The organism is Micromonospora sp. NPDC005215, assembly GCF_040607915.1.
Lineage (GTDB): Bacteria > Actinomycetota > Actinomycetes > Mycobacteriales > Micromonosporaceae > Micromonospora.
This window is the reverse complement of sequence record NZ_JBEXHQ010000014.1, coordinates 1-19,472: the sequence shown is the minus strand read 5'-3', so window position 1 is coordinate 19,472 and position 19,472 is coordinate 1. Positions and strand designations below refer to the sequence as shown.

Genomic DNA, 19,472 nt, shown 5'->3' with positions numbered 1-19,472 from the left:
CGCCCCCGGTCGCTGACGACCGCTCCAGACGAGGCTTCGGCCGTCGACCGCTCCAGGCGGTCGGCGGCCGTTTTCGTCGTTGCTCACGGCGAGCAGCATCGACCTGTCCGAATGCCCCTTCATAAGGGGCCAAAGGCTGCCATATCCGGCTGCTTTCACAGGCTTGCCAACATCTGCCGTAATCACGTCGTGTCCTTTCGGAACAGGGTCGATACCTTGCCGAAATGAGTCCTCCTCGCTACAGTGACTCCACTCACACCTGGCTCCGACGCAGCTACTGGGCGTCAGGTCGTATCACCGCAGATCAGCGAAGGTCATTGGAGTCACCCGTTCCCGAAGGGATGGACAGATGTCCGTACCGCAATATCGAAAGGCTGCGGCGGTTGCGCTCGTGGCCGGCCTGGGGCTCAGCCTCACGGCGTGCTCCACGAAGAGCGACGACAAGGACACGACCGCCGGCGGCAAGGTCACCATCACTGTCGACTGCCAGCCGGTCGGCGCCCAGAAAGAGCTGTTGAAGAACTGGAACGACGACGTCGCCGAGTTCCAGCGGCAGAACCCGGACATCGTCGTCAAGAGCGTCAGCGTCGGGGAGCAGTGCAACAACCCGCCGGACTTCACCGCCCGCCTCGCCGGCGGCACCGTGACCGACGTGTTCTACGGCTACATGACCGACCTTCAGCAGGTGCTGGACTCGGGCCAGGCGATGGACATCACCCAGTACGCCAACAAGGACACCATCTCCACCTGGGACAGCGTCGACCCGGCGCTCAAGGGGGTCTTCACCGACGGCGGCAAGCTCTACGCCGTGCCGGTCAAGAACTACTCGATGGGTCTGGTCTACAACAAGGCCCTGTTCCAGCAGGCTGGGCTCGACGTGAACAACCCGCCGAAGACCTGGGCCGACGTCCGGGCCGCCGCCAAGAAGATCTCCGCACTCGGCAAGGGCATCGCGGGCTACTCGGAGTACAGCGCCGGCAACACCGGTGGCTGGCACTTCACCTCCCTGCTGTACTCGCAGGGCGGTCGCATGCTGACCGAGGACGGCAAGAAGGCCGACTTCAACAACGCCACGGGCAAGCAGGTCCTGCAGAACATCAAGGACATGCGGTACGGCGACAACAGCATGGGCGCCCGTCAGCTGCTGCAGTGGGGCGACCTGCTGACGAACGCCGGCGCGGGCAAGGTCGGCATGTTCATCGGCGCACCGGACGCCACCCAGGCGATCGTCAGCCAGTTCCAGGGCAAGTTCCAGGACTGGGCGATGAGCCCGCTGCCCGGCCAGGACGGCCCGGCAAAGGGGACGCTCGGTGGCGGCGAGGGCTACTTCTTCAAGAAGGACCTGACCCCCGAGCAGGTCAAGGCCGGCATGAAGTGGATCGCGTACCAGAAGCTGACGCCGGGCAAGGGTCAGTTCGACTACGTCCGGGCCAAGCCGCAGAACTACCCGGTGGGTCTGCCCCAGCCGCTGCTCTTCGCCAACGGCAGCGAGGCGCAGAAGCAGGAGCTGGAGCTGCGCAAGGCGAACGCGAACGTCGACACTGCGAACTTCGCGCTCTTCGAGGCCACCCCGGTGCCGATCAAGGGTGAGCCGCGCAACGCACAGGCGGTCTACGCGGTGCTCGACGCTGCGATGTCCGGTGTGCTGACCAACCCGAACGCGAACATCGACGCGCTGCTCAAGACCGCCGAGGAGAAGGTCAACCAGCTCCTCGCCGCAGAGAGCTGACAGTTCGTGTGGGGGCCGGGACGCCGACCCGGCCCCCACACCATCCGCACCACATCGTCGACGTCACCGACTCACCCAGGAGTTGCCTTGGCGATCACCACCGTCCCGGAGACCCCCAGGAAACCGGGCCGCCCGCCGTCGCCGTACTCGGCGGGGCCGCAGCGCACCAGCCTCGGCCGCAAGGTACGGGACAACCTCACCGGGCACGCGTTCCTGATCGGCGCGGTGCTCTGCTTCGTCGTCTTCTCCTGGTACCCGATGGTCCGCGGCATCGTGATGAGCTTCCAGCGGACCCGGCGCGGCGAGACCACCTGGGTGGGTTGGGACAACTACTCCCGCATCATCGCCGACCCGAGCTTCTGGACGGCCTGGCAGAACACCTTCTACTTCACGATGCTCGCGCTCGTCCTCGGGTACGCGGTGCCGTTCTTCGTGGCGATCCTGCTCAACGAGTTCCGGCACGCCAAGGGGTACCTGCGGATCCTGGTCTACCTGCCGGTGATGCTGCCGCCGGCCTCGGCGCTGTTCCTGTTCAAGTTCTACGCGTACGACCCCAGCGAGGCCGGGCTCTTCAACGCCATCCTCAAGGCACTGCACCTGCCCACCTCGCAGTGGATGCAGTCGCCGGAGATGACGATGCCGGCGATGGTGGTCGCGTCGACCTGGATGAACATGGGCGGCGCGGTGCTGATCTACCTGGCGTCGTTGCAGAACATCCCCGGCGAGCTGTACGAGGCGGCGGAGCTCGACGGTGCCGGGATCTGGCGGCGGATCCGCCACGTGACGATCCCGCAGACCCGGCTGATCCTCGCGCTCCTGGCGATGTTGCAGATCGTCGCCACGATGCAGCTCTTCATCGAGCCCCTGATCCTCGCCAACGGCGCGGGCGCGGAGGACTCGGCGACCTCGGTGGCGTACCTCATCTACCAGCACGGGTTCTTCCAGAACGACCTCAACGGCGCCGCCGCCCTGGGCGTGATCATGCTCGTGGTGCTGGCCGGCTTCTCCGCCGTGTACGTGCGGCTGACTGCGAAACAGGACTAGGACGGCGAGGAATGGCACAGGATTCCGGAACCCGGACCCTCATCTCCCACTCCCAGCTGAGCCGGGGGCGCGGCAAGGTCATCTACTGGACGCTGCTGGTCGTCGTGGTGGCGGGGTTCACGCTCGTGTTCCTCGGACCGCTCTACTGGATGGTCACCGGCGCGCTCAAGTCCGGCCAGGAGATCGCGCAGACCCCACCGTCGCTGTTCCCGAAGGATCCGCAGCCGCAGAACTACATCGACGCGTGGAACAACCTGGCCCTCGCCAAGCTGCTGTTCAACACGTTCTACTACGCGATCGGCGCGGTGCTGTTCCAACTCGTCTTCGACAGCGCCGCGGCGTACTCGCTGTCCAAGCTTCGGCCGATCTTCGGCAACGCGATCCTCGCCCTGATGCTCGGGACCCTGATGATCCCGGCGATGGTCCTCATCGTCCCGCAGTACGTGACGGTGCTCGACCTGCCGATCCTGCACCTCAACCTGCTCGACTCGCCGTTCGCGATCTGGCTGCCGATGGTCGCGAACGCGTTCAACATCTTCCTGTTGAAGCGGTTCTTCGACTCGATCCCCGAGGAGCTGATGGCGGCGGCTCTCATGGACGGGGCGTCGTCGCTGCGCACGCTCTGGTCGATCATCCTGCCGCTGTCGCGTCCCATCCTCGGCGTCGTCTCGATCTTCGCCGTGACGGCGGTCTGGAAGGACTTCCTCTGGCCGAAGCTGGTCATGCCGTCGCCCGAGACCCGGACGGTGAGCGTCGGCATCTACACCTTCGCCGGCGGCACACCGATGAACGTGGTGATCGCCGCGTCGGTCATCGCCGCGATCCCGACTGTCATCATCTTCCTGATCTTCCAACGGAACATCATGTCCGGTCTGACCACGGGCAGCATCAAGGGATAACCACCACCGCATCTCCCACGCGGCGAACAACGACCGTTCGCCCGACATATCTTCCTCCGGCGGATCCGCCGACGTACTGACGCAGAAAGCAGGTGCTCGTGTCCACAGCTGACAGAAGTCCGTGGTGGCGTGGAGCCGTGATCTACCAGGTGTATCCCCGGAGCTTCGCCGACGGCAACGGCGACGGCATCGGTGACATCGCCGGCATCCGGTCCCGGCTGAACCACCTGTCCGCGCTCGGCGTCGACGCGATCTGGTTCAGCCCCTGGTATCCCTCGCCGATGGCCGACGCCGGCTACGACGTGTCCGACTACCGCGACATCGACCCGGTCTTCGGCACCCTGGCCGAGGTGGAGGCGCTGATCGCGGAGGCACACGCGCTGGGCATCCGGACGATCGTCGACGTGGTGCCGAACCACTGCTCCGACGCGCACCCCTGGTTCCAGGCGGCGCTCGCCGGCAGGCCCGGAGCGCCGGAACGGGACCTGTTCTGGTTCCGGCCCGGCCGGGGCCCCAACGGTGACCAGCGGCCCACCGACTGGATCGGCGAGTTCGGCGGCGAGACCTGGACCCGCACCACCAACCCGGACGGCACCCCCGGTGACTGGTACCTCCACCTGTTCGCGCCGCAGCAGCCGGACTTCAACTGGGACCACCCGCGGGTCCGGGCGGAATTCGAGGATGTCCTGCGGTTCTGGTTCGACCGGGGGGTCGACGGTATCCGGATCGACTCGGCCGGGCTGCTGGTCAAGGACGGGACGCTGCCCGAGGTCCGACCGGACCAGCCGCACCCGTTCCAGGACCTGGACGGGGTGCACGAGATCTACCGGGGCTGGCGTCGGGTCGCCGACGAGTACGCCGATCGGGCGTTGATCGGTGAGGTGTGGCTGCCGGATCGGCAGCGGTTCGCCAACTACCTGCGTCCGGACGAGCTGCACGCCGCGTTCAACTTCGACTTTCTCGGCTGCGCGTGGGACGCCTCGGCGCTGCGGGAGAGCATCGACGGGACGCTGAGCGCGCACGCGCCGGTCGACGCTCCGGCCACCTGGGTGCTGTCGAACCACGACGTCACCCGGCACGTCACCCGCTACGGTCGGGCCGACACCCGGTTCAGCTTCGCCGCCAAGCGCGAGGGGATCCCCACCGACCTGGAGTTGGGCACCCGCCGGGCCCGCGCCGCCGCGCTGCTCTCGCTGTCGCTGCCCGGCGCCGCCTACGTCTACCAGGGCGAGGAGTTGGGCCTCTACGAGGTGGAGGACATTCCGTACGCGCTGCGTCAGGACCCGATGTGGGAACGGTCCGGCCGGATCGATCCGGGTCGGGACGGCTGCCGCGTACCGCTGCCGTGGGGCGGGGACGAGCCGCCGTTCGAGTTCAGCCCAGCGGGTGCCGCGGCGCCCTGGCTGCCCCAGCCGGCCGACTGGAAGGACCGGACCGCCCGTGCGCAGACCGGTGACTCGGCCTCGATGCTGGAGCTGTACCGGGCGGCCATCCAGGCCCGGCGGGCCGACCCGGCGCTCGGTGACGGCGAGCTGACCTGGCTGCCCGCACCGGACGGGGTGCTCGCCTTCAGCCGTGGCGGTGGCTTCACCTGCCTGGTCAACCTCTCCGACGCGCCGGTGCCGATGCCGGCCGAGGGGGAACTGCTGCTGGCCAGCGGTCCCCTCGACGACGGGTTGCTGCCGTCGGACACCGCGGTCTGGCTGCGTACCCCCGGATCGGCGGACGAGCCGCGCGCGGCGGACGGACCCGGCCTGACCTGATTCTGCTCGCGGTGGTGCCGGCGGCTCGTCCCGGCCGCCGGCACCACCCCACCCGAGGAAAGGAGGACCGAGGGAACGCCGCACCGACACGGGGGGATCTGGCCTGCCTGACGAAAGGGAGAGCGCAGCTCATGGCCAACCACACCACCGGCACCCGGCACCACCTTCGACACCCGACCCGGGCAGGGTTGGCCGCCATCGCCGCCACCCTGCTCGCCGCCACATCGGTGACCGTCCTCGCGGTCACCGGCACCGCGACTCCGGCCTCGGCGGCCGGGTTGTCCCCCTTCGACATTTCCGGCCGGGGCGCCACCGTCCCGTTCGTCGAGCAGGAGGCGGAGGAGGCCGCCCACAACGGCTCGAAGATCGGCCCGGACCGGCGCTACGGCACGCTGCCGTCCGAGGCGTCCGGCCGGGAGGCGGTCACCCTCGACACCGTCGGTGAGTACGTCGAGTTCACCCTCACCGCGCCGGCCAACGCTGTCACCTTCCGGTACAGCCTGCCGGACAGCCCGTCCGGCACCGGCCGGGACGCCGCCATCGATTTGCGGGCCAACGGGTCGCTGCTGAAATCGGTGCCGGTGACCTCGAGGTACGGCTGGTACTACGGCGGATACCCGTTCAACAACAACCCGGGCGACACCAACCCGCACCACTTCTACGACGAGACCCGGGCGATGTTCGGCAGCACCCAGCCGGCCGGCACGAAGATCCGGTTCCAGGTCTCCTCGACCGCCCAGTCGCCCTCGTTCACCATCGACCTGGCCGACTTCGAGCTGGTCGCCCCGGCGATCACCAAGCCCTCCGGTGTGCTCGACGTGGTCACCGACTTCGGCGCCGACCCGAGCGGCGCGACCGACTCGACAGCGAAGTTCCAGGCGGCGGTCGACGCCGGGAAGGCCCAGGGACGAGCGGTCTGGATCCCGACCGGCACCTTCACCCTCTGGGACCACGTGGTGGTCGACGGGGTGACACTGCGCGGCGCCGGCCCCTGGTATTCGGTGCTCGGCGGCCGGCACCCCACCGACCGGAACAGGTCCGTCGGCATCTACGGCAAGTACGTCCCCGGTGGCGGCTACACCGGCCCGGTCCGCTCGCACGAGGCGAACGGGCCGAGCCGCAACGTCACGCTGCGGGACTTCGCCATCATCGGCGACATCCGCGAGCGGATCGACGACGACCAGGTCAACGCCCTGGGTGGGGCGATGACCAACTCGGTGGTCGACAACCTGTGGCTGGAGAACACCAAGGTCGGGGCGTGGATGGACGGCCCGATGGACAACTTCACCATCCGCAACAGTCGGATCCTGGACCAGACCGCGGACGGGGTGAACTTCCACACCGGCGTGACCAACTCGACTGTGACGAACACGTTCGTCCGCAACACCGGCGACGACGCGTTGGCGATGTGGGCGCAGAGCGTGCCCAACGTCAACAACTCCTTCACCCACAACACCATCGGCGTGACCCTGCTGGCGAACCACCTGGTCAGCTACGGCGGTCGGGACATCAAGATCACCGACAACGTGACGGCCGACTCGCTCACCAACGGCGGCGGCATCCACGTGGCCAACCGCTATCCGGGTGTGCAGGGCGACACCGCGGTCCGGGGCACCTGGACGATCGCCCGGAACACGTTGATCCGCAACGGCAACTCGGACTACAACTGGAACTTCGGCGTCGGGGCGATCTGGTTCTCCGCCCTCAACGAGGCGTTCCAGCAGGCCACCATCAACATCACCGACACCGACATCCTGGACAGCTCGTACGCGGCGCTGCACTGGATCGAGGGCCAGACCAGCGGCATCAACCTCACAAACGTGCGGATCGACGGCGCCGGCACATACGCCCTCCAGGTGCAGGCACCCAGCCAGGTGTCCTTCACGAACGTGCGGGCCACCAACATCGCGCAGAGCAACCCGATGCACAACTGCGTGGGCAGTGGCTTCCAGATCACCCAGGGCAGCGGCAACTCCGGCTGGTACACGTCGACCCCGTACTGCGGCCCGTGGCCGAACCCGCAGTGGGGCGGCGGACCGACCACGCCGCCGCCGACCACCCCGGCACCCACCACTCCGGCACCGACCACGCCGCCGCCCACCACGCCGCCGCCGACCACCCCGCCGCCCACCAGCGGGGGGAACCTGGCGCTGAACCGGTCGGCGACCGCGACCAGCACCAACCAGAGCTACACGGCGGCCAACGTGGTGGACGGCAACGCGGCCAGCTACTGGGAGAGCGCCAACAACGCCTTCCCGCAGTCGGTCACCGTCGACCTGGGCTCGGCCCGATCGGTCGACCGGGTGTTGCTCAAACTGCCAAGCGGTTGGGAGCAACGCACGCAGACCCTGTCGGTGCTCGGCTCCACCGACGGTTCGTCCTACAGCACACTGGCGTCGTCCGCCGGTCGGGTCTTCAGCCCCGGCAGTGGCAACACCGTGTCGATCGGCCTGCCCACCGGTGACCGCCGCTACCTCCGGGTGACAGTCACCGGCAACACCGGATGGCCGGCCGCCCAACTGTCCGAGGTCGAGGTGTACGGCGGCACGCAGACCACGGCGCCGCCCACCACCCCGCCCCCGACCACACCGCCGCCCACGACCCCGCCGCCCAGCGGCAACCTGGCGGCCGGGCGGTCGGTCACCGAGACCAGCCACTCCGACGTGTACGCGGCCGCCAACACCGTGGACGGCAACCCGAACACCTACTGGGAGAGCGCCAACAACGCCTTCCCGCAGTCGCTGACGGTGGACCTGGGCGCCAACCGGACGGTTTCCCGGGTCGTCCTGAAACTCCCACCGTCGTCGGCCTGGCAGACGCGTACGCAGACGCTGGCGGTGCTCGGCTCCACAAACGGCTCGTCCTTCAGCACCCTGAAGGCGTCCGCCGGCTACACCTTCAACCCGGCCAGCGGCAACACGGTCACCGTGACCTTCACGGCGACCAGCCAGCGGTACCTGCGGCTGACCGTCACCGGTAACACCGGCTGGCCAGCCGGTCAGCTCAGCGAGTTCGAGGTCTATTCCAGCTAGCTCGGGCGCCCCCGCCCGTCCAGGGCGGGGGCCATCCGATCCGGGCGGTCCGGGGCGACGCGGCCCCGGCCCTCCCACCCCGTCCCCCCACCCGCACCGTCCCCCACCTGTCGCGGAACGACGGGCGTACCCCTGCACCCGTCGCCGGGCAACGCACCCGCACCCACCCCCGAAAGAGGTGTAGCGACACCATGTCCAGTACCGGCACCAGACGAGGCACGCCGCCGAGCGGCGCGCCCAATCCCGTCCTCCGCACCCGCGGCCGGCGACTCCTCGCCGGCGCACTCGCCGGGATGCTCCTGGCCACCGCCCCGGTCGTCACCCCCGCGGCGACCGCGGCACCGGCGGCCGACCCGTCCGCGGCCGCCGCGCGCGTGGCGATGCTCGCCGGGCTCTCGGCCACAATGACCGCCAGCAGCTACAACCAGAACTACGTGGCGGCCAACGCCAACGACGGCAACGCGTCGACCTACTGGGAGAGCGCCAACAACGCGTTCCCGCAGTGGATCCAGGCGGACCTGGGCGCCACTGTCAGCGTCGACCGGGTGGTGCTCAAGCTGCCGCCGTCGTCGGACTGGCAGACCCGCACCCAGACGCTGTCGGTGCTCGGCTCCACAAACGGCTCGTCCTTCAGCACCCTGAAGGCGTCCGCCGGCTACACCTTCAACCCGGCCAGCGGCAACACCGCGACCGTCAGCTTCACCGCCGCCAGCACCCGCTACGTGCGGGTGCAGGTCACCGGCAACACCGGCTGGCCGGCCGCACAGCTCTCCGAGGTCGAGGTGTACGGCGCCACCGGCAGCACCGACACCCAGGCCCCCAGCGCCCCCGGCAACCTGGCGTACACCCAGCCCGCCAGCGGGCAGATCCGGCTCACCTGGTCCGCGTCCTCCGACAACGTCGGGGTCGCCGGTTACGACGTGTACGCGGGCGGCGCGCTGCGCGGCAGCGTCAACGGCTCGACGCTGACCTACACCGACAGCCAGTCGGACAGCGCCACTGTCTCGTACTACGTGCGGGCCAGGGACGCGGCCGGCAACCAGTCGGCGAACAGCAACACCGTGACCCGGACCGGCACCGGCAACCCGCCCACCGGGAGCAACCTGGCGGTCGGCAAGCCGATCACCGCCTCCGGGTTCGTGCACACGTTCGTGGCCGCCAACGCCAACGACAACAACGTGGCCACCTACTGGGAGGGCAACGGCAACCCGAGCACGTTGACAGTGCAGCTCGGCGCGAACGCCAGCCTCAGCCAGGTCGTTGTGAAACTGAACCCGGACTCGGCCTGGGGTGCGCGTACGCAGAACATCACGGTGCTCGGCCGGGACCAGAGCTCGTCGTCCTTCACCACGCTGGTGGGCGCGGCGAACTACTCCTTCAACCCGGGCAGCGGCAACACGGTGACCATCCCGGTCTCCGGCGCGGCAGCCGACGTCCGGCTCTCGATCGCCTCGAACACCGGCGCTCCGGCCGGACAGGTGGCCGAGTTCCAGGTCTTCGGCACCCCCGCGCCGAACCCGGACCTGACAGTGACCGGCATGTCGTTCAGCCCGTCCGCACCCGTGGAGACCAGCACCATCACGCTCTCCGCGACCGTCCGCAACGCGGGCTCGGCGACCTCCGGCGCGACGAACGTCAACTTCTACCTGGGCTCCACCCGGGTCGGCACGGCGTCGGTCGGCAGCCTCGCGGCCGGAGCCTCGACCACGGTCAGCGCGAGCATCGGCACCCGCGACTCGGGCAGCTACCCGCTCAGCGCCAAGGTCGACGAGTCGAACACCGTCGTCGAGCAGGACGACACCAACAACAGCTACACCAACCCCAGCCCCTTGGTCGTCGCAGCGGTGGCCAGTTCCGACCTGGTCGCCTCGGCGGTCGCCTGGTCGCCGGGCAACCCGTCGGCGGGCAACACGGTGACCTTCTCCGTGTCCATCCGTAACGCCGGCAACCAGGCTTCCGCGTCCGGTGCGCACGGCATCACCCTGACCGTGCTCAACGAGTCCGGCACCGTGGTCCGTACCCTGACCGGCTCGTACTCCGGCGTGATCAACGCCGGCGCGACGGTCGGCCCGGTCAACCTGGGCACCTGGACCGCCGCGAACGGCAAGTACACGGTCCGGGTGGTGCTCGCCGTGGACGGCAACGAGTTGCCGGTCAAGCAGGCGAACAACACGAGTGACCGTCCGCTCTTCGTGGGGCGCGGCGCCAACATGCCGTACGACATGTACGAGGCTGAGGACGGCGTGATCGGCGGCGGCGCCACCGTCGTCGGACCGAACCGGGAGGTCGGCGACCTGGCCGGCGAGGCGTCCGGTCGGCGGGCGGTGACCCTCAACTCGACCGGCAGCTACGTCGAGTTCACCACCCGGGCCAGCACCAACACGCTTGTCACCCGCTTCTCCATTCCGGACGCCTCCGGTGGCGGCGGGATCAACTCGACGCTGAACGTCTACGTCAACGGCACGTTCCACAAGGCCATCGACCTGACGTCCCGGTACGCCTGGCTGTACGGCAACGAAACAAGCCCGGGCAACTCGCCGAGCGCGGGCGGACCGCGGCACATCTACGACGAAGCCAACGTCATGCTCAACTCCACAGTCCCGGCCGGCAGCAAGATCCGCCTTCAGAAGGACCCGGCCAACACCACCACGTACGCGATCGACTTCATAAACACCGAGCAGGTCTCGCCGATCGCCAACCCGGACCCGGCGCGCTACGCCACCCCGGCCGGCTTCACCCACCAGGACGTGCAGAACGCCCTGGACCGGGTCCGGATGGACACCACCGGCAACCTGATCGGTGTCTACCTGCCGGCCGGCAACTACTCCACCTCGTCAAAGTTCCAGGTGTACGGCAAGGCGGTCCAGGTGACCGGCGCCGGACCCTGGTACACCCGGTTCAACGCGCCGTCGGGCCAGGACAACACCGACATCGGCTTCCGGGCCGAGGCGTCGGCGGCGAACTCGTCGTTCAAGAACTTCGCGTACTTCGGTAACTACACCTCGCGGATCGACGGTCCGGGCAAGGTGTTCGACTTCTCCAACGTGTCGAACATCGTGATCGACAACATCTGGGTCGAGCACATGGTGTGCCTCTACTGGGGCGCGAACACCGACTACATGACGATCAAGAACTCCCGGATCCGGAACATGTTCGCCGACGGCATCAACATGACCAACGGGAGCACCAACAACCTGGTCAGCAACAACGACGCCCGGGCCACCGGCGACGACAGCTTCGCGCTGTTCTCGGCCATCGACGCGGGCGGCGCCGACATGAGGGACAACATCTACGAGAACCTGACCTCAACCCTCACCTGGCGGGCTGCCGGCGTCGCCGTCTATGGCGGTTACGGCAACACGTTCCGCAACATCTACATCGCGGACACGCTCGTCTACTCCGGCATCACCATCAGCTCGCTCGACTTCGGCTATCCGATGAACGGCTTCGGCGCCAGCCCGCCCACCCGGTTCGAAAACATTTCGATCGTGCGGGCCGGTGGGCATTTCTGGGGCTCACAGACCTTCCCGGCGATCTGGGTCTTCTCCGCCTCGAAGGTGTTCCAGGGCATCCGGGTCAGCGATGTCGACATCATCGATCCGACCTACAGCGGCATCATGTTCCAGACCAACTACGTCGGCGGGCAGCCGCAGAACCCGATCACCGACACGGTCTTCACGAACATCTCCATCAGCGGCGCCCGTAAGAGCGGGGACGCCTACGACGCGAAGTCCGGCTTCGCCATCTGGGCGAACCCGATGCCGGAGGCCGGGCAGGGGCCGGCCGTCGGGTCGGTCACCTTCAACAACCTCCGGTTGAGCAACAACGCGGTGGACATCCAGAACCCCACGACAACCTTCACCATCAACCGCAACTGAGCTAGCCGGTAGCCGACGCCGCCGGGAGGTGCACCCCTCCCGGCGGCGTCGTGCCGTGTCGGCCCTCGCCCGCCACGAACCGGGCCGCGCCGGCGGCGGCATCCGTGGCCAGCGAATCCATCCCGTACGCCAACTCGGTCGCCAGCGCCTCCGACTCACTGCGACCGCCGCCCACCAGCACCGCCGCCCGGTCGTTGCGCAGGCAGGTCTGCGGGTGCCGGGCGATCGCCGCCGCCAACTCCTCGGCCGCGGCCCGCGCCTGGCCGGGCGGCACCAACCGATTGACCAACCCCATCGAGTACGCCTCATCCGCCGGCACCGGCCGGCCGGTGAGGATCAGATCCATGGCCCGGCTCTCGCCGATCAACCGGGGTAACCGCACGGTGCCACCATCGATCAGCGGCACCCCCCAGCGGCGGCAGAACACCCCGAGCGTCGCGTCGGACTCGGCGACCCGCAGGTCGCACCAGAGCGCCAACTCAAGCCCACCCGCCACCGCGTACCCGGAGATCGCCGCGATCACCGGTTTACTGAGCGTCATCCGGGTCGGGCCCATCGGGCCGTCGCCCTCCGGCTCGACCCGGTTGCCGCTCGGCGTGCCGAGGGCCTTGAGGTCGGCTCCGGCGCAGAACGTGCCACCGGCCCCCCAGAGCACTGCCACCGCCGCGTCCCGGTCGGCCTCGAAGGCCCGGAACGCGTCCGCCAGTGCCCGGGCCGTCGGCCCGTCGACGGCGTTGCGAGCGGCCATCCGATCGAGCACGACAGTGGTGACCGGCCCGGCACGCTCCACCCGTACACCCATCGACCCAGCATGCCCGCCCCACCCCGCGCCCACAATCCCCGTCGATCTTGCACGCGGTGCCGTGGCCCGGCCAGTTGTCGGCGGTTTGCCGGGGCAGCAACTGCAAGATCGCGCTCGGTGACGAATTTGTCGCCGGAGACCGGTTTGCGGCCCTCTTCGCCGGGAAGTCGGTACCCGTGCGAGCACTTTTGACGAAGGTTGAGCAGGACTCCCGGCTGGACCGCGCGGGTGACCGGCTGCAGAAGGTCGTCCTGAGCACGCTGCGTCCGCGGCGACTGCGGGACCTGCTGCACGGGGTGACCCTCGGGCATCCACTACACCCGGCGATGGTGCAGGTGCCGGTCGGCGCGTGGATCAGCGCCGCCGTGCTGGACCTCATGCCCGGACAACGTCGACCCGCCACCGTGCTGGTCGGCCTGGGCACCGTCAGCGCGCTGCCGGCGGCGGTTGCCGGGCTGAACGACTGGGCGGCACTCGCCCGGGACCAGCGCCGGGTCGGCCTCGTGCACGCCGCCGCCAACACCGTCGGCCTGACGCTGTACGCCGGCTCGCTGGCCGCACGGCTGTCCGGTCGGCACGGCGTCGGCCGCGCGCTCGGCTTCCTCGGGCTCTCGACAGTGAGCCTCGGGGCGTACATCGGGGGTCACCTCGCGTACAAGCAGGGGGCGCAGGTCAACCAGAGCATCTCCGAGCTGCGCCGGATGACCGACGGCTGGCACTCGCTGGCCGACATGGCGACGTTGCCGCAACGCACCCTGATCACCCGAGAGGTGGACGACGACATCTCGGTGATCCTCTACCGGCACGGTGACGAGGTGACAGTGATGTTGGAGCGTTGCCCGCACCAGAGCGGGCCGCTCGGCGAGGGCGAGGTGCAGGAGATCGACGGCCACGCCTGCGTGGTCTGCCCGTGGCACGGCAGCGCGTTCCGGCTCAACGGCGGCGAGGTCGTGCAGGGACCCTCCGGCAACGACCAGCAGATCCTGCCCACCCGGATTGAGAACGGCGTGCTCCAGACCCGCCTGCCCTGACAGCCACCTCCCGCTGCCCGGGTGCCTCCAGCGTCGTCGCGTGCCACCGACCCCGAAACTCTCCAGAAGCCACGCTTCGCCCCGAGCGGCTCAGCGGCACGCATCAACTGAGTCGGTGTCGGCCTACCGGCGGTCCGTCCGGTACGGAACCCAGACCGTGCCCGCCGCCGAGCAGCCTGCCTCCGGCACCGTCGTCAACCCAACCCTCGTCAGCCCAACCGTCGCCACCACCCAAGCCCGGTTCAGCGGCGGGTGCCATACCGCCGCCGGGAGGTGCGATCCGACCTTCGGCTGGCGCCGTGTCGGGGTTGCCGCTCGTGTTCCCGCCGACCCGGTCAGTGTTCCTGCCGGTGCTCCACTCCGCGCCGCCCCGGGTCCTGCGGGAGGACAGGGCCAACCGGGGAGCCGCTCCGGCGGTGGCCGGGCGGCGGCGCAGCCCCAGGACCGCGCCGATCTGAGCGCCGACAATGCTCGCCACGGCCAGTACGGCCGAGACGGCGAGCGGTCGGTTCACCCGGTCCTCCGTGCTGGCTCGGGCGGCGCCGACGGTCATCGCGGGTGGTTGGCCTGCCGAATCCGTACCGCTTGGTGGTGTGGGGGCCGACGGCGCCGGTGCGGTCCGTTCGGGCGCCGGCCGGGGCGCGGGCGGCTTCGGTGCCGCCGGCCGGTCGACGAGCCGTCCGGTGGCGTGCTGCCGGGTGCCCTGGTCGGCGGCCTCCGTGGGTAGTCGGAGCAGCTGACCAGGGCGGATGCGGTCCGGGTCGTCGAGCTTGTTCAGCTTGGCGAGCTGTCGGTAGTCGCCGAACTCGTCCAGATAACGCTCGGCCACCTCGCCGAGGTAGTCGCCCCGCGCCACCCGGTACACCGGCGCGGCCTCGTCGTTGGCTGTCGAGCCAGCGGGTGCGGCGAACCCTGCCCTGCCGATCAGCCCGCTTGCCGCCAGCGGGGCCGCCGTGTCGGGCGTCGCGCCGACCCGGGTCGGCGCGGCCAGGGTGGCGGCGGCCGGTGCGTTCGTGCTCGCGTACGCCGGAGCGCCGTAGACCGCCGCGGCGCTGGCGGCGGCCGGACTGGCGGCGAGGATCAGCGCGACCGAGCCGACCAGTGCGGCGGCGGCCTTCTGCTGGCGACCCATCCCGGGCAGCTTCGGCGCCGGGCGGCGCAGGCTCTGTGCCCCCAACTCGACGAGGACGGAGAAGGCGAACGTGGCCCAGCCGAACCAGCCGGCCACCGCGAGTGCCCGCAGGAAGAGCTGGCCGTCGTCCCTGCTGGTCAGCGCGGTGCCGATCTCGGCGATGGTGGGAAGGTGATCAGGCAGGGGATTGCCCGCGAAGGTGAGCAGCGCGATCGGCGCGCCAACCAGCAGCGCGCACAGCACGGCCAGCGCGCCGAAACCGGTGAGGATGCGTCCGGTCCGCCGTACGACGGACCCAGCCGATACGGGCATTGCTGCCTTCCCTTCCTACGGTGCTGCTGCGGTGATGGCCCGCGCTGTCGCATCGCCAGTGACGGTGACCGTCTTGTCGCTGACGAAGGGTCCGAGCATCGAGCGGTTGTAGGTGATCGTGACGGTGACCCGGATCAGGATCTCCCCGGCGACCTCGGGGAAGCTCACCGTGTGGCCGCTGGTGCCCGCGGCGGCGGCCAGGTAGTTGGCGACCGCCACGAGCGCCTCGTCCTCGTCGATCCGGGTCGGCCGACCATCGATCGCGGCCGCCCGGTCGATGGCCTGACCACCGGCGCGGGCGGCCTCGGCGGCCAGGTTCTCGGCCCGTTGCAGGGTGCGTAGCTGGCCGGCGCCGTCGAAGGACAGACCCACGATGGCCAGTACGCCGATCATCGTCACCGCCAGGAAGATGCTCACCCGGCCGTGTTCGCCCGAGGGGGTGCGTCGGGTATTCGCGGGGGCGGTCATTGCCGGCCCCGGTAACGGTCCAGTGGCGAGGTGAAGGTCGCGCTGATCTGCCGCTCGTCCGGCATTCCCGGCAGGATGTCGAGCGAGATGTCCCGGAACGACACCAGGCAGACAAGCGTCACCGTGACCGTCGCGTCCGTACCGATCGTGCTGCTGAAGGCGTCGTCGAAGCTGGTCGAGGTGCCGCCCACCTTCGCGGTGAATTCCGGGCTCAGTTCGTTGGCGCAGGCCAACCCGCGCCAGTCCAGCTGATCCTGGATGGCTTCCAGCGCGGCTTCCCGGGCCGTGACCGAGTCCCGGGAGATCGACGCGGCGCGGGCGGCGTCGTGTGCCGCGGCCTCGATCGCCTCCGCCGCCACCGCGCTGCGCCCGACCACGCCGGCCAGCACCATCAGCGCGATGAACGCGGGCGCAAGCACCGCCACCTCGATGGAGACGGAGCCCCGTTCGGCGGTGCGGTTCATGGCTGGGTCAACCTCTCCACCGTCCCGTGGGCGGTCTGGTTTACCGCGAAGTCCACGCCCGGCACCACCGACAGGGACCGTCCGCTCACCGTGCAGGTGACCTCGACGCCGTCGATGATCACGCAGGTCGGGCCGGTCGTGTCCCAGCCCACCAGCCAACCGCCGGCGGCCTGGAGGAACTGGGTGGCGCTGGCCACGCCGGCCCCGTTCCCCGCCTGGTAGGGCCGTTGCGCGTTGACCCCGCTCTGTGCGGCGTTCAACGCGGTCGAGCGGGCGAGGAAGACGGCCGCGACCTGGACCGAGGCGAAGAGCAGCACCAGGATCAGCGGCATCATCACGGCCAGCTCCACCGGATTGGCACCCCGCTCCCGGTCGCCGCCCGCGAGTCGGCGCCGGGTGGCGGTGACCGCCCGGCGCCACCTCGGGTACGTGGCTCGACTCATGTTGGTTGCTACGGGACCGGGTTCGTGAATGTCGGGATGTTGGTCATCCAGCTGTTGGCCCGGTTCAGGGCCAGGCCGGTGACGACCGTCGCCACGAAGACCAGCCCGAAGATGATCACCGCGGTGGGCACCGGGCTGTCGCCGCGCTCGCCGTCGTGGCGCAGCTCGGCCAGGCGCGTCGCCAGCACGACGTGCAGATAGCTCAGGATGGACATGGCGTGCTCCTTCAGGGGATGGGGTCAGATGCGGGCGATGAACGGATAGACGACGAAGCCGAGCAGCACGAAGACGAGCAGTGCGCCAGGGATGTCGAGTCGGCTGGTGATCCCCTCGGCGCGGGCGAGGTTGTCGGTGCGGATCTGGTCGCGAAGCGAGTCGGCCCGGCTGCGCAGGGTCTCGTGCACCTGTGCTCCCTCGCTGCCGGACGAGCGCATGATCGCGCCGACATCGCCCAGCTCCGGAATGCCGATCTTGTCGGCGAGGTCGCGCAGCTCGTCCCAGGGTGCGTGCATCTGCATCTGGGCGATCCGCAGCGACTCCTGGAGCCGGTCGAACACCCAGCCGTCGCAGACCGCCGCGGCGCGCTCCAACGACTGCACCGGACCGTGCGCGGCGGAGAGCTGCAACGCCACCAGGTCGAGGTAGGTGCAGACCGCCGCGCGGAACTCGTCCCGGGCGGCCTCGGCCTTGGTCAGTACGGCCCGGTGTGCCAGCAGCCCGCCCATCAGTGCCAGGCCGAGGCTGCCGAGCACCGGTACGACGAGCGGAAACGAGATGCCGAGCACCAGCAGCGCCACCCCGAGCAGGGTCGGCGTGGCCAGCCCGATCAGTGCGGAGAGCAGCACCGACAGCGCGTACTGCTCGGGGGTCTGGCCGATCAGGGCGAGCTGCCGGTGTGGCGGGCGTAGCCAACGGGACAACCCGGTCAGCGAGTCCAACCGTCGGGAGGCGGGAGTGGCGACCCGGCCGGTGCCCGGCGGCTGGTGCAGCCGGCGCAGCGCCGGACCGAGCGCCGGGGTCGCCGGCACCAGTTCCCGGACCACCAGGAACACGCCCAACCCGATGCCGGCACCACCACAGACCGCCATGGCGAGCTGCCAGTTCAGCATCATGCGATCACCTCGGCGGGGTCGGGCGCCGGCAGGAACCGGGACGGGCGCTGTGGCTGGCTCATCGACCGCACCCAGGCCAGCAGGCCGATGAAGGCCGCGCCGAGGGCGGCCATCACCACCTGACCCGTCGGAGTGCCGTACGGCTTGATGTACTCGGTGTTGAACAGCCCGTACGCCAGGGTGGCCAGGGTCATTCCGGTGAGGAAGCGGACCGCGAACCGGGGTTGCGTCCGCTTGGCCTCGATCTCCCGACGGGTGGCCACCTCCGCGGATGCCGCGCCGGCGATCGAGCCGAGCACGTCACCAAGCCGTTCGCCCCGGTCCGAGAGGTGCAGGATCAGCGCCGCCACCACCTGGTCGCAGACCGGGTCGGCGATCTCGTCGGCGAACGCCAGCAGCGCGGAACGGGCCGTCCAGCCGGCCTGGAGGCGGGCGGCGAGCAGGCGTACCTCGTCCTCGATGCCGGGTGGCACGCTGCCGATCGTGCCGATGATCGACTGTTGGAGGCCCTGCCCGGTGCCGGAGACGTCCTTGAGTCGGCGGGTCCACTCGCCCACCGCCTCGATCCGAGCGATCGCCTTCTGCTCGGCCTTGCCCACCCCGAACAGCCACGGGGTGCCGGGCACCGCCACCGCCACCAGCAGGCCCACCACCGGCAGCCCGGTCAGCAGGAACGCCAGTGCGCCGGCAACCAGCGCGGCGATCAGCAGCGCCTGGTAGGCCCGCTGCTCGGCCGGAGTGGCGCCCGGCCCGCGCCACAGTCGACCCAGACCCTGCCCGCCTCCCGGACGAGGCCCGGGGGGCCGGCGGGTGCCGACCAGCGCGACCACGGCCAGCAGCAACCCGGCCACACAGGCGGCCCCGGAGACCACCGCGATCAACTCCAGGCTGCCGAGCATCAGGTCACCGCCGGGCCAGTCGGGTCTGCCGGGGGCGTCGCCAGGCACCGGCGCCCGCCTCGACCCACCGGGTCAGCAATCGCGCGTCGTAACCCACCCGCAGCAACTGGTCGCGGACCCGCTCCGGCAGGTGCCGGGGGACCGCCCGACCGTCCGGGCCGGGCCCGAAGACGGTGGTGGTGGTGATCCGACCGGCTTCGCCGGCCCCGATCACCTCCTCCACATAGGAGACGAACCGGTGTTTACGCCCGCCGATGGCGGTCTCGTCCTCGATGGTGACGTAGACGATCAAGTCGAGGGCGTTGCCGGCCATCCGGCGGGCCTGGTCGACTGTCATCTCGCGGCCGTGCGCCAACGCCAGCTCGACGATCCGTTCGCCCACCCCGGAGGCCGTGCGGGCGTGGATGGTGCACATCGAGCCCCGGCTGGTGGTCATCGCCTGGAGCATCGGCACGATCTCCCGG

General features: G+C 69.8%; 14 protein-coding genes and 2 pseudogenes. 7 read left to right on the top strand and 9 right to left on the bottom strand.

Features of this window, described 5'->3' with window-relative positions:
- Window positions 1-349 precede the first annotated feature (349 nt).
- The 6 genes from ABZU25_RS13345 (at window position 350) to ABZU25_RS13320 (ending at window position 12,345) form a co-directional block, all read left to right on the top strand.
- Complete coding sequence (locus ABZU25_RS13345; RefSeq protein WP_355029590.1) at window positions 350-1,729, top strand: extracellular solute-binding protein; 1,380 nt, start codon at window positions 350-352, stop codon at window positions 1,727-1,729.
- A gap of 87 nt (window positions 1,730-1,816) precedes the next feature.
- Window positions 1,817-2,773, top strand: a complete 957-nt coding sequence (locus ABZU25_RS13340) for a sugar ABC transporter permease (protein WP_355029589.1) — start codon at window positions 1,817-1,819, stop codon at window positions 2,771-2,773.
- 11 nt (window positions 2,774-2,784) lie between these two features.
- Window positions 2,785-3,672: a carbohydrate ABC transporter permease gene (locus ABZU25_RS13335; RefSeq protein ID WP_355029588.1), complete on the top strand. Its 888-nt coding sequence runs from the start codon at window positions 2,785-2,787 to the stop codon at window positions 3,670-3,672.
- 137 nt (window positions 3,673-3,809) lie between these two features.
- Window positions 3,810-5,435, top strand: coding sequence for a glycoside hydrolase family 13 protein (locus ABZU25_RS13330; RefSeq protein ID WP_355029587.1), 1,626 nt, complete (start codon window positions 3,810-3,812; stop codon window positions 5,433-5,435).
- A gap of 131 nt (window positions 5,436-5,566) precedes the next feature.
- Window positions 5,567-8,467 (top strand): discoidin domain-containing protein, encoded by a 2,901-nt coding sequence (locus tag ABZU25_RS13325; RefSeq protein WP_355029586.1) that lies wholly within the window; start codon window positions 5,567-5,569, stop codon window positions 8,465-8,467.
- Window positions 8,468-8,658: 191 nt separating this feature from the next.
- The gene (locus ABZU25_RS13320; RefSeq protein WP_355029585.1) at window positions 8,659-12,345 is read left to right on the top strand and encodes a discoidin domain-containing protein; all 3,687 of its coding nucleotides are present in this window, start codon (window positions 8,659-8,661) and stop codon (window positions 12,343-12,345) included.
- 1 nt (window position 12,346) lies between these two features.
- Here ABZU25_RS13320 and ABZU25_RS13315 read toward each other — a convergent pair whose 3' ends face one another.
- Complete coding sequence (locus ABZU25_RS13315) at window positions 12,347-13,147, bottom strand: crotonase/enoyl-CoA hydratase family protein (RefSeq protein ID WP_355029584.1); 801 nt, start codon at window positions 13,145-13,147, stop codon at window positions 12,347-12,349.
- A 176-nt stretch (window positions 13,148-13,323) separates the two neighbouring features.
- Here ABZU25_RS13315 and ABZU25_RS13310 point away from each other — a divergent pair, with 176 nt between their 5' ends.
- Complete coding sequence (locus tag ABZU25_RS13310; protein WP_355029583.1) at window positions 13,324-14,178, top strand: Rieske 2Fe-2S domain-containing protein; 855 nt, start codon at window positions 13,324-13,326, stop codon at window positions 14,176-14,178.
- Between the two features lie 415 nt (window positions 14,179-14,593).
- On the opposite strand, the pseudogene ABZU25_RS13305 reads toward ABZU25_RS13310, so the two are convergent.
- The 8 genes and pseudogenes from ABZU25_RS13305 to ABZU25_RS13270 form a co-directional block, all read right to left on the bottom strand.
- Window positions 14,594-15,622 (bottom strand): annotated as a pseudogene (locus tag ABZU25_RS13305) (LysM domain-containing protein); the annotation flags it as partial.
- A gap of 15 nt (window positions 15,623-15,637) precedes the next feature.
- Complete coding sequence (locus tag ABZU25_RS13300; RefSeq protein WP_355029582.1) at window positions 15,638-16,090, bottom strand: pilus assembly protein TadG-related protein; 453 nt, start codon at window positions 16,088-16,090, stop codon at window positions 15,638-15,640.
- Entirely contained in the window at window positions 16,087-16,554 is a 468-nt protein-coding gene (locus ABZU25_RS13295) for a TadE/TadG family type IV pilus assembly protein (protein WP_355029581.1), read from the bottom strand. Before ABZU25_RS13295 ends, ABZU25_RS13300 begins: the two co-directional genes overlap by 4 nt.
- Window positions 16,551-16,997 (bottom strand): TadE/TadG family type IV pilus assembly protein, encoded by a 447-nt coding sequence (locus ABZU25_RS13290; RefSeq protein WP_355029580.1) that lies wholly within the window; start codon window positions 16,995-16,997, stop codon window positions 16,551-16,553. Before ABZU25_RS13290 ends, ABZU25_RS13295 begins: the two co-directional genes overlap by 4 nt.
- Window positions 16,998-17,005: 8 nt before the next feature.
- Entirely contained in the window at window positions 17,006-17,212 is a 207-nt protein-coding gene (locus ABZU25_RS13285; RefSeq protein WP_355029579.1) for a hypothetical protein, read from the bottom strand.
- 24 nt (window positions 17,213-17,236) lie between these two features.
- Window positions 17,237-18,106, bottom strand: a complete 870-nt coding sequence (locus ABZU25_RS13280) for a type II secretion system F family protein (protein WP_355029690.1) — start codon at window positions 18,104-18,106, stop codon at window positions 17,237-17,239.
- Entirely contained in the window at window positions 18,106-19,008 is a 903-nt protein-coding gene (locus ABZU25_RS13275; RefSeq protein WP_355029689.1) for a type II secretion system F family protein, read from the bottom strand. Before ABZU25_RS13275 ends, ABZU25_RS13280 begins: the two co-directional genes overlap by 1 nt.
- 4 nt (window positions 19,009-19,012) lie before the next feature.
- Window positions 19,013-19,472, bottom strand: a pseudogene (locus ABZU25_RS13270) (CpaF family protein); the annotation flags it as partial.

What these genes read in the sequence shown, in the direction of transcription:
- ABZU25_RS13345 (WP_355029590.1), top strand. Translation starts at nt 350, where the DNA reads ATGTCCGTACCGCAATATCGAAAGGCTGCGGCGGTTGCGCTCGTGGCC.
- ABZU25_RS13335 (WP_355029588.1), top strand. Translation starts at nt 2,785, where the DNA reads ATGGCACAGGATTCCGGAACCCGGACCCTCATCTCCCACTCCCAGCTG.
- ABZU25_RS13325 (WP_355029586.1), top strand. Translation starts at nt 5,567, where the DNA reads ATGGCCAACCACACCACCGGCACCCGGCACCACCTTCGACACCCGACC.
- ABZU25_RS13320 (WP_355029585.1), top strand. Translation starts at nt 8,659, where the DNA reads ATGTCCAGTACCGGCACCAGACGAGGCACGCCGCCGAGCGGCGCGCCC.
- ABZU25_RS13315 (WP_355029584.1), bottom strand. Translation starts at nt 13,147, where the DNA reads ATGGGTGTACGGGTGGAGCGTGCCGGGCCGGTCACCACTGTCGTGCTC.
- ABZU25_RS13300 (WP_355029582.1), bottom strand. Translation starts at nt 16,090, where the DNA reads ATGACCGCCCCCGCGAATACCCGACGCACCCCCTCGGGCGAACACGGC.
- ABZU25_RS13295 (WP_355029581.1), bottom strand. Translation starts at nt 16,554, where the DNA reads ATGAACCGCACCGCCGAACGGGGCTCCGTCTCCATCGAGGTGGCGGTG.
- ABZU25_RS13290 (WP_355029580.1), bottom strand. Translation starts at nt 16,997, where the DNA reads ATGAGTCGAGCCACGTACCCGAGGTGGCGCCGGGCGGTCACCGCCACC.
- ABZU25_RS13285 (WP_355029579.1), bottom strand. Translation starts at nt 17,212, where the DNA reads ATGTCCATCCTGAGCTATCTGCACGTCGTGCTGGCGACGCGCCTGGCC.
- ABZU25_RS13280 (WP_355029690.1), bottom strand. Translation starts at nt 18,106, where the DNA reads ATGCTGAACTGGCAGCTCGCCATGGCGGTCTGTGGTGGTGCCGGCATC.
- ABZU25_RS13275 (WP_355029689.1), bottom strand. Translation starts at nt 19,008, where the DNA reads ATGCTCGGCAGCCTGGAGTTGATCGCGGTGGTCTCCGGGGCCGCCTGT.